This is a genomic window from Phenylobacterium haematophilum, from assembly GCF_014196295.1.
In the GTDB taxonomy this organism is placed as follows: domain Bacteria; phylum Pseudomonadota; class Alphaproteobacteria; order Caulobacterales; family Caulobacteraceae; genus Phenylobacterium; species Phenylobacterium haematophilum.
The window spans coordinates 341,824-356,464 of sequence record NZ_JACIDK010000004.1; the positions used below are offsets into that span (position 1 = coordinate 341,824).

Consider the following 14,641-nt stretch of genomic DNA (forward strand, 5'->3'; position numbering starts at 1 on the left):
CCCTTAGCGGGCGCCGACCGGCGTGGCGCTCGAGGCCACGGGAATGGTGACAGTGGACGTAGCTTGCGCCGCGGCCTTCTTGGGCTCGATCGTCACGACCTTGGCCTTGACCTTCATGTTCGGACCCATCAGGCGGACGCCGCCGTTCACGATGACCCTGTCGTCGGGCTTGATGCCGCTGCGGATGACCCGCAGGCCCTGGGTGGTCGGGCCAAGCTCGACCGGCTTCAGGGTCACCGAGCCGTCGGCGGCCACAACATTAACCGCCTTGCGGGCGCCGTCGGCGACAATGGCGTCTTCCGGCACCAGCAGCGCGTCATAGGCTTGGCCGCCTTCGACCTTGGCCTTGGCGAACATCCCCGGCTTCAGGAAGCCGTTCGGGTTGGGAACCACGGCCCGCATGCGGATGGCGCCGGACTGGCCGTCGATGCTGTTGTCGGTGAAATCGACCTGGCCGGTCCATCGGTAGTCGGCCTCGTCCTGCAGACGGATCTGCACCTTTCCGCCCTTGCCCGTCGCCCTCTGATCCTTGAGCAGCTGGGCTTCGGAAGCGTCGAACAGGAAGTGGATCGGCGTGGTGGAGACGATCGTGGTCAGCACGTCCGCACCGGCGCCGCCGCCGGAGATGACGTTGCCCGGATCGACCCGGCGGTCCGAGACGACGCCCGAGGTCGGGGCGGTGACGCGGGTGAATTCCAGGTCCAGGGCTCGGGCCTGCACGGTCGCCTGGGCGACCTCGCTGGCGGCGCGCTTGTTGTCGTACTCCTCGCGGCTGATGGCCTGAACCTTCAGCAAAGTTTCGGCGCGGGCCAGGTCGGCGGCGGCCAGCTTGGCCTGCGCCCGGGCTGCGGCGAGCTGCGCCTCTGCCGGACGCGGGTCCAGGGTGAACAGCAGTTGGCCCTTCCTGACGAACTGGCCTTCGCGGAAGTGAGCGGCTTGCAAGTAGCCGCTGGTGCGGGCGCGCACATCGACGCGCTCCGGCGCTTCGAAGCGTCCAGTGAAATCGTCCCAATCGACGACCGATTGCCGCAGCGGCGTGGCGACGGACACTTCCGGCGCCGGCATCTGCGGCGGGCCCTCTGGTTTGCCGCATCCGGCCAGAACCAATGCAGCGGCGGCCGTTGCGACGAACGGCGCGAAAAACTTACGCATGATTTATCCCACGGGCGGGGGAGCGCCCAAGTCAACGGTTGATGACTTTTACATCGACACGGCGTACATATGTCAACAGCCGATGACAACAAGGGAGCGAACGGCGAAAATGGCCGAAAATGTGGCGCCGGTGCGTGCGCGCAACGCGGCGGCGACGAGACAAGCGATCCTCGATGCGGCGAAAAACCGTTTCGCCAAAGAGGGTTATGACGGCGCGAGCCTCCGCGAGATCGCCGCCGAAGCCCGCGTCGACGCGGCGCTCGTCTCGCGTTATTTCGGCTCCAAAGAGGAACTCTTCGTCGAGGTCCTGAACTGCGGACCTGACGCTACGGAACTCTTTCAGGGCGAACTCAGCCAGTTCGGCGAGCGCGTCGCCGACAAGCTCCTCGATGATCCTGACCGCCAGGACGGCCTGGACCACCTCCTGATCATGCTGCGTTCGGCCTCGTCCCCGGCCGCCGCAGAGCCGCTTCGCCGTTCCATGCGGATCTGGTTTCACGACCCCTTCGCGGCCTTTCTCGGCGGCCCCGAGGCCGACGTCCGCGCCCGCCTGGCCGGCGACCTGATCATGGGCGTCGCGATCTCCCGCGCCATTACCGACGATCATGATCTCGACGTCGAAGGGCGGGCCGCTCTGCGCCGCAGGCTGGCGAAGGTCATCCAGGCGGCGATCGACCCCTAGGTCAGCGGGATCGCGGCGCCGAATTTCACGCGCCGCCGCACGAACACCGTTTCGAACCGCCCTACGGACGGATGGTCGGCGATCTCCGCGTCGACGAACGCATTGAACGCACCTATCGTCTCGAACACCGTGATGCACATCAGGTCGTAAGCGCCTGATAGCTCCATTACGACCTGGACATAGGGCGAGCGGCTTAGCCGGGCCCGTACATCGGCGACCCGCGCAGGCCCTTGCTGGGACAACTGGATCATCACCATCACCGAGATGTGGTCGCCCGCCAGCCGTGGATCGAGAACGGACACGTCCGCTGCGATGACTCCATTGCTGCGATAGCTGCGAATCCGGCGCTGGATCGCTGAAGGCGAGAGCGGCACGTGACAGGCCAGCTCATGGGCGCTGGTCTGGTTCGAGACCTGCAAGGCCGACAGGATTTTGAGGTCCAATCGGTCGAGTTGCATCTCCATCGCCATCTCCTCCAGTCGCACATCTCGAATGGAGCAGCGGGCCGACCGGGTCATTGGAGTCGCGACAAACCACGCCTCCGGCGCGCCAAAGACGCGGCGCCAGCGGCGGACCGGTTGATTCCACCCACGAAAGCAGTCCGGACCGTCAGCGCGCGATGATCTCGTCGAGTTGCTCGCGTACGGCGCGCCCGGCCGCGGTCAGATGCAGGACTCTGCTACGCCCGTCGTTCGGATTGAGGAACGCCTCCACCAGGCCGCAGGCCGGCGCCCTCGCCCACTCCGATCCCGGCGGCCCGAACGAGCGGATGCTGCGCGAGGCGGTCGGCTCGGTCATTCGGGCCATATCCGCCAGTTCCTGGATGGTCAGGCCCTCGTTGTCGCAAGCATGCAGGAACGTCGCGATCTCGTTGACGGTGATCGTTGGATTGAGACTCCGAAACAGCGCGAGGGCTTCGACGAGCACGCGCCGCGAGCGCGTCGCGTCAACGCTCGGCATGACGGCCGACCGCCAGCTCCGCCGGAAGCGCGCGTACGGCCGGCGTGGGCCGGCGCTCGCGGCGTTCGCGCATCTGCAGCTTGGCCCCGGGATAGACCGCCCGCACCTGCGCCAGCAGAGCCTCCAGCCGACGTTGGTGCTCGGCCGCCTCGACGTAGTCGCCCACGTTGAGCTCGATCGAGATCAGACCCCACAGCTTCACGGCGCGCCTCCAAAACCAATTGCCTCGTCGTCGCTATCCCTAACCTCGCGCGCACGCGGTTTCGCCGCGTTGTGGCGGCCTTGAGCGCGGCCGTGCCGCGATGATCCCCGAAGGTCGCCGCTGCGCCGCGCGACGCCCAAAAGCAAACCGGCCGGTCCCTTTGGGAACCGGCCGGCGCTTGGTCTTTCGAGTACTCCGCCTGTCCCTAGAAGGACTTGCGGACGCTCACGTACCAGTAGCGGCTGTAGGGCTGGTAGAGCGCGCCCAGGTAGCCGTCCGACGCCAGCGGCGGCTTCTCATCGGTGATGTTGCGGACGCCGACGCGCAGGCGGGTGTTCGACGCCAGGCCTTCGGTGAACTCGTACTGACCGTAGAGGTTGGCGGTCAGCTGCGAGTCGACGACCCAGGGGGTGCCGGCCGAGTCCACCAGGGCGGTGTCCTCGACGTCGCCGATGTACTGAGTGAACGCGCCGACCGTCCACTGGTCGTAGCTCCAGGTAGCCGAGGCCGACCACTTCCACTCCGGACGACCATCCTGGCGGACCAGGTCGCCGCCGCCGCCGATGAAGATGGTCGGATCGATGCCGCCAGCCGCCTGAGCGGCCATCAGCTCAGCCACGCCCGGAGAGGGCGAGCGGTAGAACTTGATGAGGTGGGCGGCATTGAAGTTGACGCTGAAGTCGCCGTACTGCGTTCCGCGCAGGTTCCACATCACGCCGATGTCCAGGCCGCGCGCCTCTTGCGGCAGCAGGTTCTGGTACTGATCGGTGATGTAGAGAATTTGCCCAACCGGAGCCAGGCCGGTGCCGGCGAAGGCGGCGATATCGTCGGCGGTCGGCGCGGCGCGAACAACGTTGGCGTACGACGAGCCGTTCAGACGCGCATAGTAGTCGGCGGTGATGGCGTTGCCGCCGCCGAACAGGCCGACGATGCCGTCCTGCTTCACGCGCCAGTAGTCGACGGTGAAGGTGAAGCGGCCGAAGTCGTCGGGGATGAAGCGCGGTTCATAGACCACGCCCACGCCCCAGGTTTCCGACTCTTCGGGCTTCAGTTCCGGGTTGCCCGAGCGGCGCTCGGCCGTGGCCGGGGCGGCGCAGGCCTGCAGGGTGGCGACGCGGCCGGCGCGTCGGTCGGCTTCGCAGCGGTACCAGTCGCGGCGGTTGTTCGAGCGGGTCACCAGGGTGGCGTTGACCTGTTCGAGGTTCGGAGCCTTGAAGCCCTGAGCCCACGAACCGCGGAAGCGCAGACCGTCGATCACGTCCCAGGCCATCGCGACCTTCGGCTTGGCCACGTCGCCGGCGTCGCTGAAGCTCTCGTAGCGGCCGGCCACCTGGGCTTCCAGGTTATAGACGAACGGAATGTCCATCTCCGGCGAGACGAGCGGAATCGCGAACTCGAGATAGGCCGAGGTCACGTTGCGCGAACCCTTGGTGTCGGGCGAGGGGCTCGAGCCGACCAAGTCGTTGGCGTAGGTCACGCCGGTGTTGGCGTTGGTGAAGTTGATCGTACCGTCCAGGCGGGCGTCACGGTCGTCCTTCTGGGTTTCGCGGCGGTATTCGACGCCCGCAGCGAAGCCGACGTCGCCGGCCGGCACTTGGAACAGGTCGACTTTCGAGACCTTGAAGTCGGCCATGGCCAGCGAGCTGGTGTTCTTGCGGACGGTCTTGACCCGGATGGCGTCGATCGCCGCCTGCGAGCTCGGGCGGTTGTCGCCAATGCTCGGATTGTCCAGGCTGCCGCCGCTGAACGGGTTGTAGGCGTCCGGAGTGGCAAGGGCCATTTGGCGCTGCAACGCGGTGGCGCTGATGCCGTCGGACGTGTCCTCGACCGAAGCCTTCGAGTAAAGCAGCGCGCCTTCCCAGTTGAAGCCGAACTTCTCGCCCTTCAGGCCGGCGAGGAAGCGCCACTGTTCGTTCTCGACGTCGACGCGGTTCGGGCCCACGTCCACGAAGTTGTAGGCCGCCATGGTCGAGGCGACGCCGGCGGCGCCGATGCTCAGGCCGGGCAGGCGGTTCGGGTTGGCTTGGCCGTTGATCGTCGTAGCGCCGAACGGGTTGTAGTAGTTCGAGGCGGCGATCGCGATCGGCAGCGTGCTGAGGTTGGTGGTCGAGGTCTGCACCGCGTGCGTGGTGGCGGTGTAGTAGCCGACTTCACCGAACGCGCGCAGGTCGTCGCTGATGTCGTACTTGCCGGTCAGGAACAGGTTGACCCGTTCCAGCTCGGGCATGACCGAGGTGTTGAAGGTGCCGGTATCGAAACGCAGATTGCGGTCTGCGCCGGTCGCCGAGTTGGCCGCCGCGCCGGTAGCCAGGCAGATGCCGCCGCCCAGCTGCGCCGCGCAGGCCGAGTTGGTGGAGGGCTGAATGTGGTACGCGCCGGCCGTCGAGGTCAGCAGCGCGCCGTTCTGGCGGACCGCGGTCAGCGCCGTCAGGCTGGCCCACGGCGACGCGGTCAGTCGGTCGTCGAGGGTGACGTTGCCGGCGTACGAGGTGCCGGCGAACAGCGGCGTCTTATCCGACGACGAGGTGTAGTCCTGGTCCCAGGCGTTCAGCGCGGTACGGTTCGTGTAGTTCGCGAACAGGCTGATGTTGCCGCGGCCTTCGTGGAAGTTGCGGCCAGCCTGAACGTTGAACTCGTATTCGCGCATGTTCGTGCCTTCGGCGGCGCCGTACTGGGCGTCCACCGTCAGGCCGTCGAAGTCGTCCTGCAGCACGGTGTTGACCACGCCGGCGACGGCGTCCGAGCCGTACAGCGCCGCGGCGCCGTCACGCAGAACTTCCAAGCGCTTCAGGCCGTTCACCGGAATGGCGTTGGTGTTGTAGGTCAGCACCGGCACCAGGTTCTCGTCGGCGCGGCTGGTCGGGTGGGCGACGACACGGCGGCCGTTCAGCAGCACCAGGGTGTTGCCGACGCCAAGGTTGCGCAGGTTCACCGAACCGACGTCGCCGCGGGCGCTGTTGCTGGAGTTCGGCAGGTAGCTCGAGTTGAAGCTGACGTCGCCCATCTGCGGGATGGAGCGGAAGAGATCGTCGCCCGAAGTCGCGGCCACGTTCGCCAGTTGCGCCTGATCGACCACGGTGACGGGGAGAGCCGCCGTGACCTTCGCCCCTTCGATCTGCGAACCGACGACGACGATTTCTTCGACCAGATCGCCATCCGTCTGAGCGTTGGCCGCGCCAGCGATGGAGAAGGCGCAGAGCGCCGAGGTCGCGAGCATGGCGTTACGCCAAGACATGCGAGAATTCATTGAGATTATCCCCTCAACCCATAAGTGTATTGCGTCAATTTGCAGCCGCGGCAGCAAAGATCAACGTTGGCGTGACAAACACCTGATCATCGCCGCCGCGTCACCCTTCTCGCTTTGACCAAGCGAGAAATAACGGCGTCTGTGGCATTGCAGCCACCGATCCGATGCGCGACGCAGCCACTATTCGCCATAACTGAATGGAAACTTAAGCCATCGGCGCCGAACCGCGCAGCAGAACGCACGCGGCGGCCGGGCCGTCGCGTGCGCTCAGTCACCAGACGCAGTGAAGACTCAGATCCTCAGTAGAAACTGACGTTGTCGATCTCGAGCCACATCTTCTCGCCGGCCGGGCGGCCGCCGTCGACGGTGATCTCCAGGACGTCGTCGCCGGTCCAGGGACCAGTTCCAGCGCCCCGCCCGCTCGTCCGCTTAAGCGCACTGAACGGCACCTCGACCGTCGTCCACTCCGTGGCCGAGGCGACTTCGGCGATCCAGCGGCCGTTCTGGGTGTTGACGCCGAGGTCGTAGGCCTTGCCGTCGCCACGCAGCTCGAACCGCACGCCCTTGTAGGCGCGCACGTCCACCGGTTCGACCGACCCGCGGCTGAGTGGAATGATCACTCCCGCGTTGGCGTCGTCCTTGGCCGACATCCGAGCGGCGATGCTGAGCGCATGATCAGCGGCGGTGCGGTTGATCACCTGAGCCACTTGGACGGTGCGGTCGATCCCGCCGTCCATGTCGTCCATGCGCAGGGTGTCGTAGTTCGAGCGGGCGCTTTCGAAGTCGTCGATGACAGGGCCCTTGGCCTTGATCACCGGCATCGACTTCTGGCTGTTGGCGGCCGGCAGCTTGGTTCCCGGACCGTGCACCTGGACGCCGTCCACGAACACGCGGTCGGTCTTGTAGACATCGGCGATGTTGCTCCAGGGCTGGCCGGAGATCAGCACGATGTCGGCGCGCTTGCCCTTTTCAATGGTGCCGCGATCGTCCAGTTCGCCCAGCACCTTGGCGCTGTTGGCGGTGCCGGCGATCAGCGCCTGAGACGGCGTCAGTCCTGCGCGGACGAGCAGTTCCAGCTCCTTCAGCGTCGAGGTCCCATGCGGCGTGCCGGTCATGCCCGCGTCGGTGCCCAGCGCGATGGTCACGCCGGCGTCGTGCAACGCCTTTACGTTGTGCAGCGCGTAGCCGAACTTCTGCTCGCTGCGACGGCGGGCCTCCTCGCTTTGGGCCGGGCCGGTCTTGCCCGGATCGTAGACCGCCAGGGTCGGCGCGTACGCGGTGCCGCCGGCCTTGATCGCGTCGATGGTCGCCTGATCGACCTCGCGGTCCTGCAGGCTGTGGGCGATGACGTCGACCTTGGCGCGGCCCGCGATCGCCCCGCGGTCGACGGTGACCGTGTGGGTCAGGACCTTCAGGTTGTTGCGGTGCGCCTCGTCGACGAGCGCGCTGAGCGTGCCCTCGTCCATGCTGGTGTTGTCAGCCGACGCGCCATAGCGCCAGCCGTCGGCGAAGGCCTTGATGAAGTCGGGCTTGTAGGGAACCAGCGCCTTCACTTCCATCCGCGCGCCCTGGGGCGAGTTCACCCACTTGGTCGTCGCGCGGTCGGCCCAGTCGGCGCCGTGGCCGCCCGGCGTGCTCATGCGCGCGACGAAGTTCACATGCGGCGAGGCCATCGAGGCGATCCACCGGCGACGCGGTTCGAACGATTCCGGCTGCTGGTGGAAGTCGTTCACAGTGGTTACGCCGGCGGCGATATAGGCGTTGGCGATCTGCGGCGAGATCCGCGGGTCGCCGGCCGGGGTCCAGTGGGTGTGGACGTCGAAGAAGCCGGGCAGCAGCGCCTTGCCCTTGGCGTCGATCACCGCCGCGCCGCGTGGCGCCTTCACGCCGGGGCCGACCTCGGCGATACGGCCGTCCCGGATGACGACGTTGGCCAGATGCGGGGCTGCGCCCGTCGCGTCGAACACCGTCGCGCCGATGATCGCCACTGGACGCCCCTGGGCCTGCGCCGCGCCGGCGAACGCCAGAATTCCGCCCGCCGCGACCAAGCCAGCGGCACGCCAACTGTTTCGAACCACGCTCACCTGAACCCCCGCTACTCGTCACTTGCACTTACGGGTCGAGCCTCGCTCATTCCCCGAAGATGTCCAGTTAGGCTCAGCTCGGCACGAAAGCGATTCATATCGCCGTTCCGAGGGATGAATTTGCCCGTTACCCGCCCACGGCGGGCGTTCTCCAAGTCCTGACAACGTCTTCATTTGAACGCAACGCGTGCGCATATAGCCTGCGCATCGAACACTCCCTCCCTGGCGACCTCACCTATGAAGCAATTCCTCCTCACCATGGCCGGCGTCTTCGCGGGTCTGGTGCTGTTTCTGATCGGCGTACCGTTCCTGCTGATCGTGATGGCCGCCGGGGCTGCGAAGCCCGCGCCGACGCCTGCGCACACCGTGCTGGCGCTCGACCTGCGCGATCCCCTGACGGACCAGGACCCGGTCAATCCGTTCGCGTCGATCGGCCGCCGCTCGATGTCGGTCATGTCGGTGATCGAGACGCTGGATCGCGCCGGCAAGGACGGCAAGGTCAAGGCGGTGCTGGTGCGCCTGCCGGAGGGCGGGATGCCGCCGGCCGCAGCCGACGAGATTCGCTTGGCGCTCAAGAAGTTCCGCGCCTCGGGCAAGCCGGTCTTCGCGCACAGCCAAGGGCTCTACCCGTCCGGCGTGATCACCTCGACCTACATGCTCGGTGCGGCCGCCGACGAATTCTGGATGCAGCCCGGCGCCTCGCTGCAGGCGACCGGCCTGGCCTCCGAGGACGTGTTCTTCAAGCGCTTCTTCGACAAGTACGGCGTGAAGGCCGACTATGAGCAGCGCTACGAGTTCAAGAACGCGGTCAATCCTTACCTCTACAGCGACTACACCGCCCCGCACCGCGAGGCCCAGCTGTCGTGGATGGGCTCGGTCTACGGATCGACGCTGGTGAACGCCGCCACCGACCGCAAGCAGACCCCCCAGGTTCTGCGCACGAACCTCGAGGCGGGCCCATACATCGCCGAAGACGCTCTGAGGCTGAAGCTGATCGACAAGGTCGGGCAGGTGAAGGACATCGAGAGCGCCGTCCTGGCCAAGGCCGGCAAGGGCGCCGAGTTGGTCGAATTCGAGAAGTACATGCGATCCAGCCGCGAGCGTGTGCCGCGGCCCGGCCCGGCCATCGCGATCGTCGAAGGCGAAGGCGCGATCGTGACCGGCCACGACGGCACGGCCAATCCGTTCTCTTCGTCCTCGGCCATGTACTCCGACGACATCGCCGAAGCGCTCTACGACGCCATCGAGGACAAGGACGTGAAGGCCATCGTCTTCCGCGTCTCCTCCCCCGGCGGCTCGGACACCGCGTCTGAGCAGATTCTCGCCGCAGTGCGGGCCGCGAAGGCCGCCAAGAAGCCGGTCGTCGTCTCAATGGGCACCTACGCCGCATCGGGCGGCTACTGGGTGTCCAGCGAAGCCTCGGCGATCGTCGCACACCCCACCACCCTGACCGGTTCGATCGGCGTGTTCGGCGGCAAGTTCGCCCTCGGCCCGGCGCTCGAGAAGTTCGGGGTCGACATCCGTCAAATCGGGGTCGGCGGCGAGTACGCTGGTGCGTTCGGCATGGGCGGGGAGATGAACCAAGCCCAGCGCGCCGCTTTCTCCGGCTGGATGGACCGCATCTACGGCAACTTCATCGACCGCGTCGCCGAGGGCCGCAAACTGCCCCCCGAGCGGGTGCGCGAGATCGCCAAGGGCCGGGTCTGGACCGGCGCCCAGGCCCGCGAGATCGGCCTCGTGGACGAAGTTGGCGGCTTCTATCAGGCGGTCGACAAGGCCAAGTCGCTGGCCGGCATTCAGGGCGACGTACGCCTCAAGCGCATGACCACCCAGGTCTCGCCCTTCGAGGCCCTGGAGGGCGCCCTGGGCGTTTCGGCGAACTCGGCCCGCACGCTGGCCGCCGCCGCCTGGATCTTCGGCGATCCGCGCGCCAAGGGTCTGCTGGACGAGATGGCCCAGGAGCGTATGCGCAGCCAGGGCGCGATGGTGCTGTCTCCCACGCCGGTGAAGTAGACGGTCAGGTCGTCGGTCTCCGTCGCCGCGGGCTTCCCGAAGGCAGGGTGAAGATCACCTGCCGGCGCCCGTAGTCCAACGTGATGGCGTCGAACTGGCGCATGGCGTCGGCGCCGATCAACAGGCTGGGCTTGGCCTTCAGGTCCCAGATGTCGAAGACGTGCAAGTCGGCGAACACCGTCGTCAGCCGCAAGATGTCGAGCCCGCCGATCCGCAGCAGCGGCAGCACCGCCATCTCGCCCTGGGCAGTCTGGCCCGTGGCGCTCAGCACCGGCACGAGGTAACGCGGCGCGCGCAGCTCCGCCGTCCCGATGACCAGCTTGTGCAGCGCCTCGTTGCCCACGGTGCTCTGCGATCCGGAATCCAGGAAGGCGGTCACCGGGCGCCCCGCCACGTCTGCTCCGATGATGATCAGCTGGCCGAAACGGTAGCGAGCCGGGACCACCACCTGGCGAGACGAGGCCGCATCGCCGCTCGGCAGGCGGCTGGCTGCGGCCGCACTAAGTCCTAGAGCGCTCGTCGGCGCGCCCGGACCGCGCGACGGCGTGATCCGGAACTCATTGTTCAAGAAGTCGACCGTCACGCGACGGCCGCGCAGGACATCGACCCCCAGCAGGCCATCGGCGCCGAGGCGCTCACGGCCGAGGGTGGGGGCGCGGATGGATCGGGTGGCGACCGCGTCGACTTGCAACAGGTCGATCGTCACGGTGTTCGACGGCTCGACCCCCGCCACGCCATGTACGTCGGCCGGTCCTGCGTCGGGCAACCCCAGCTCGGCCGCCAACTCCCGGGTGATGACCGTGCGATTGGCGCCGGTGTCGACGACGAAGTCGAAGGGCCCCTGCCCGTTGATCCGCACCGGCGCGGTGACTCTGCCCGACATGTCGGCGTCGGTGACCAGCGCAGCGCCGTCGTCGCCGGCGGCCGCGGGCGGCGGCGGCGCGTCGGCCATGTTGATCATCACAGGCTGCGGCGCTGGCGGCGAGGCGCAGCCTGCAAGCGCCAGCAGGCTCAGCCCGACCGTCCGCCTGTCAAAAGACTGCACCCGATCCTCCCGCGCGTCCGTGGCCGGACATCCAACACTGTATAGGAATTGTGGGTGGGCCGACGGCCTGTCCAGGGCGGCCGCGTCCAATTCCGCCGCACAAGCGACCGACATCCGCACAAAGAAAAAGGGCGGCGGATTGCTCCGCCGCCCTTCGCCTCCCCTTACGGGAATGCGTCTTAGAAGTTGGCCGTGAAGCCGATGAACATCTTGCGACCCAGCAGATCGTAGGTCGGGTAGGTGTTCGGCAGACCGGTGCCGGCGATACGCGAGTTCACCAGCGGCGGGTCTTGGTCGAGGATGTTGTTGATACCAGCGCGCACCGTGAAGGTGTCGTTGATGTTCCACACGCCCGACAGGTCGAGGTAGCTGCGAGCCGGCAGGGTGTGGTTGAACGCGTTCTGCGAACCGGTGCCGATGGTCGGCTCCTGAGTGTCGGTTTCCAGCTTCACTTCGCCGATGTAGCGCCAGGCGGCCGAGAACGTCATGTCCCACGGAGTGGTCCAGTTGACGCGCAGCTGGTGACGCCACTTCGGGTTCACGGTCTGGCACTGCGGGCCGAAGAGGCCGGCGCAGTCGTATTCCGGATCGCCCGGCAGCGGGATGGTGGTGCTCTCGATCAGGTAGGCGCCGTTCAGGGCGACCGAGACGCGGCCGTAGTCTTCCAGACCGATCATTTCGATCGGCAGGTTGTAGTTGACCTGGACGTCGACGCCCGACGTGGTGCCAGCACCGACGTTGACGTTGGCGCCGTTGATGTAGCCGCCGGCGGCGACGTCGTCGCCGAACAGAGCGCCGTTGATCGGGTTACGAACGATCTGCGAGCAGAACGCTTCGTCGCCGGTCTGCAGGCAGCGTTGCATGATCACGCCCAGCGGGATGTTCCCGATCGTGCCTTCGAGGTCGATCGTGAAGTAGTCCAGGCTGGCGGTCAGGCCCGTAAGGAAGGTCGGGGTCAGGGTGAAGCCGACCGAGAAGGTCTTGGCTTCTTCCGACTTCAGTTCCGGGTTACCGCCTTGCAGGACCGAGCACTGACCCGAGGGGCACTGCGGAATGTTCAGGTACTGGGCCGCGGTGATGCCGGTGTTCAGGCAGGCCGCGAGGCTGGCCGGGGTCGGAGCGCCCTGGGCGCAGGGGTCGACCGACACCTGGCTGGTGTTGGTCACCGACTGCGGGGTGTAGAGTTCGAGCAGGTTCGGCGCACGAATGGCTTGGTTGTACGACGCGCGGAAACGGATGTCGTCGGTCGGCGCCCACTGCAGAGCCACCTTGTAGGTGTCCGCGGTGATGCCGGTCGAGTAGTCCGAGTAGCGGTAGCCGAGGTCGAGGACGACATCCTTGGCCCAGGCCATGTCCTGAATCAGCGGGATCCGGGCTTCGCCGAACCCTTCGGTCACCGCGATGCTCTCGTCGATCTTCACCGAAGCGCCGCCGGCGCCCGACAGATCGCCGCTCAGCTGAGCGACGTCAGGGGCGTATTCCAGGTGCTCACGACGGGTCTGGAAGCCGAAGTTGACCGCAACGCTGTCGTTGGCCCACGGCGACTTCACGCCGTATTCGCCCAGGTCGCCGGTGATGGTGCCTTCGACGATCCGCTGGCTGACCGCGCCGCGCGAGGTGCCGGTGATGTCCAGGTAAGCCAGGGCTTCCGAGGTCACGCCGCCGTCTTGGAAGATGTTGAACGGCACGCAGCCGTCCGACTGGTCGATACAAGCCGGGCCGTTCGGCGTCTGAACGACTTGCAGGGCCTTCTGGATCTTGGAGATCGAGAGGTAGTTCTGCGAGGCTTGGTACAGGCTGGTATAGTAGTACGAACCGTACAGGTCGTAGGTCCACGGACCGGCGATCTCGCCGCGCGAACCCAGGACGACGCGGTAGTTCTGGTGCTCGTAGAAGCCGTTACGACCGCCGCCTTCGATGTTCCGGCGACCGATGTACATGTCGACGTCGTTGCCAGCAGCGACGTCGGCCGGCGTACAGCCGATGGCGCCCTGTTGCTGGGCGCTCATGAACGGGTTGTTACAGTTGACCAGGAAGCCGCTCGTCGCAGACGGGCCGCTGCCTTGGAACAGGCCGGTCGGCGCGATCTGCACGTTCGTGCGGTCGTTCATGAACGAGAAGTCGGAGTACAGCTTGAAGTTATCGTTCACGTCGTACTTGGCGAAGAAGCCCGCGGTGTAACGCGTGCTCTGCTGCATCAGGTACGAGTATTCGTTCGAGTTGAAGAACGGCGGCGGCGTCGTACGCGCGCTGTCGCTCCACGGAACGAATTGGTTGCCGACAACGGCGAGTTGGCCGCCTTGGCCGTCAGCGCGGAACCACTGGTTCGAGTTCGGCGAACCGGCGCAGCTGGCGACGCCAGCGGCCGAGGCGACGACCTGACAGGCCGACCAGTCGCGCTTGCCTTGGGTGACCGGCTCTTGGTCGTGGTAGGTGAAGAAGGCGGTGACGTTGCCGCGGCCGTCTTCGGTGTTGGCGCCGTAGACGATGCTCAGGTCACGCGACGCGCCGTCCCAGGTGTTTTCCTTCGGCTTGGCGACTTGGCGCGGGCCGAGCAGGCTCTGGACGAATTCGTTGTGCTGGTTGTGCTGATAGATGCCCCAGTTGCCATCGATCTGCAGACCTTCGAAGTCGCGCTTCATAACGAAGTTCACGACGCCGGCGATGGCGTCCGAACCGTAGGTCGCCGAAGCGCCGCCGGTCAGAACGTCAACGCGCTCGATCAGCTGGCTCGGGATCTGGTTGATGTCGGGCGAAGGGTTCGGGTTGCCGGTGTTCGGGTCGCCGATGCCCAGGCGACGGCCGTCGACCAGCACCAGGGTGCGGGTTTGGCCCAGACCGCGCAGGTCGATGGTGGCGACGCCGCCCGGACCCGACAGCGGGTTCGAGGTCGACGACAGGCCAGTCGCAGCGTTCTGCGAGATTTGCGGCAATTGGTTCAGGAAGTCGGCGGTGACCGGACGGCCGCCCAGGGTGACTTCTTGCGAACCGACGACTTGGACCGGGCTGACGCTGGTCAGGTTCGGCTGCGGAATGCGCGAGCCGGTGACGACGATTTCGGAAACTTCCGACTCTTGGGCGACCGCTTGGCCGGCGCCGAGAGCGACGATTCCGCAAATCATCGACGACGCCAGCAGGCGTCCACGTTGCGTAGTCATTTTCAAGGTCTAGATCCTCCAGCGGCCCGCCCACCCAGACGGTGGCGATCCCGCTCCCCACAAAAGGTTCGGTCCCGGATTCGAATTCGAACCCGGTT

At 66.5% G+C, this 14,641-nt stretch carries 10 protein-coding genes; 2 read left to right on the forward strand and 8 right to left on the reverse strand.

Annotation, left to right across the window (positions count from 1 at the left end):
* Positions 1-3: 3 nt before the first annotated feature.
* Positions 4-1,152 (reverse strand): efflux RND transporter periplasmic adaptor subunit, encoded by a 1,149-nt coding sequence (locus tag GGQ61_RS15750; protein ID WP_183774694.1) that lies wholly within the window; start codon positions 1,150-1,152, stop codon positions 4-6.
* Between GGQ61_RS15750 and GGQ61_RS15755 the strand changes: the two genes are divergently transcribed.
* The gene (locus GGQ61_RS15755) at positions 1,151-1,834 is read left to right on the forward strand and encodes a TetR/AcrR family transcriptional regulator (protein ID WP_183774697.1); all 684 of its coding nucleotides are present in this window, start codon (positions 1,151-1,153) and stop codon (positions 1,832-1,834) included. The two genes, GGQ61_RS15750 and GGQ61_RS15755, sit on opposite strands and share 2 nt — an antisense overlap.
* Here GGQ61_RS15755 and GGQ61_RS15760 read toward each other — a convergent pair.
* The 5 genes from GGQ61_RS15760 to GGQ61_RS15780 all read right to left on the reverse strand — a co-directional run bounded on the left by GGQ61_RS15760 (position 1,831) and on the right by GGQ61_RS15780 (position 8,327).
* Positions 1,831-2,298, reverse strand: a complete 468-nt coding sequence (locus tag GGQ61_RS15760) for an Lrp/AsnC family transcriptional regulator (RefSeq protein ID WP_183774700.1) — start codon at positions 2,296-2,298, stop codon at positions 1,831-1,833. The two genes, GGQ61_RS15755 and GGQ61_RS15760, sit on opposite strands and share 4 nt — an antisense overlap.
* Before the next feature lie 145 nt (positions 2,299-2,443).
* Positions 2,444-2,794 carry a MarR family winged helix-turn-helix transcriptional regulator gene (locus GGQ61_RS15765; protein ID WP_183774706.1) on the reverse strand — a complete coding sequence of 117 codons (351 nt, stop codon included), beginning with the start codon at positions 2,792-2,794 and terminating at the stop codon, positions 2,444-2,446.
* Positions 2,781-2,996 carry a hypothetical protein gene (locus GGQ61_RS15770; protein WP_183774708.1) on the reverse strand — a complete coding sequence of 72 codons (216 nt, stop codon included), beginning with the start codon at positions 2,994-2,996 and terminating at the stop codon, positions 2,781-2,783. The genes GGQ61_RS15765 and GGQ61_RS15770 overlap by 14 nt, the downstream gene beginning before the upstream one ends.
* A gap of 205 nt (positions 2,997-3,201) precedes the next feature.
* Positions 3,202-6,231, reverse strand: coding sequence for a TonB-dependent receptor plug domain-containing protein (locus GGQ61_RS15775; protein WP_246370950.1), 3,030 nt, complete (start codon positions 6,229-6,231; stop codon positions 3,202-3,204).
* Positions 6,232-6,542: 311 nt separating this feature from the next.
* Positions 6,543-8,327 carry a CIA30 family protein gene (locus GGQ61_RS15780; RefSeq protein ID WP_183774714.1) on the reverse strand — a complete coding sequence of 595 codons (1,785 nt, stop codon included), beginning with the start codon at positions 8,325-8,327 and terminating at the stop codon, positions 6,543-6,545.
* Positions 8,328-8,564: 237 nt separating this feature from the next.
* Here GGQ61_RS15780 and sppA point away from each other — a divergent pair, with 237 nt between their 5' ends.
* Complete coding sequence (sppA, locus tag GGQ61_RS15785) at positions 8,565-10,340, forward strand: signal peptide peptidase SppA (RefSeq protein ID WP_183774717.1); 1,776 nt, start codon at positions 8,565-8,567, stop codon at positions 10,338-10,340.
* 4 nt (positions 10,341-10,344) lie between these two features.
* Here sppA and GGQ61_RS15790 read toward each other — a convergent pair whose 3' ends face one another.
* Together GGQ61_RS15790 and GGQ61_RS15795 are read right to left on the reverse strand one after the other, a co-directional pair.
* Positions 10,345-11,385, reverse strand: coding sequence for an aspartyl protease family protein (locus GGQ61_RS15790; RefSeq protein WP_183774720.1), 1,041 nt, complete (start codon positions 11,383-11,385; stop codon positions 10,345-10,347).
* 179 nt (positions 11,386-11,564) lie between these two features.
* Entirely contained in the window at positions 11,565-14,543 is a 2,979-nt protein-coding gene (locus GGQ61_RS15795; protein ID WP_183774723.1) for a TonB-dependent receptor domain-containing protein, read from the reverse strand.
* Positions 14,544-14,641 lie beyond the last annotated feature (98 nt).

Excerpts from the sequence above, each read along its gene's own strand:
- GGQ61_RS15775 (WP_246370950.1), bottom strand. The coding sequence starts at position 6,231 with ATGTCTTGGCGTAACGCCATGCTCGCGACCTCGGCGCTCTGCGCCTTC.
- GGQ61_RS15750 (WP_183774694.1), bottom strand. The coding sequence starts at position 1,152 with ATGCGTAAGTTTTTCGCGCCGTTCGTCGCAACGGCCGCCGCTGCATTG.
- GGQ61_RS15795 (WP_183774723.1), bottom strand. The coding sequence starts at position 14,543 with ATGACTACGCAACGTGGACGCCTGCTGGCGTCGTCGATGATTTGCGGA.
- GGQ61_RS15755 (WP_183774697.1), top strand. The coding sequence starts at position 1,151 with ATGATTTATCCCACGGGCGGGGGAGCGCCCAAGTCAACGGTTGATGAC.
- sppA (WP_183774717.1), top strand. The coding sequence starts at position 8,565 with ATGAAGCAATTCCTCCTCACCATGGCCGGCGTCTTCGCGGGTCTGGTG.
- GGQ61_RS15760 (WP_183774700.1), bottom strand. The coding sequence starts at position 2,298 with ATGGAGATGCAACTCGACCGATTGGACCTCAAAATCCTGTCGGCCTTG.
- GGQ61_RS15765 (WP_183774706.1), bottom strand. The coding sequence starts at position 2,794 with ATGCCGAGCGTTGACGCGACGCGCTCGCGGCGCGTGCTCGTCGAAGCC.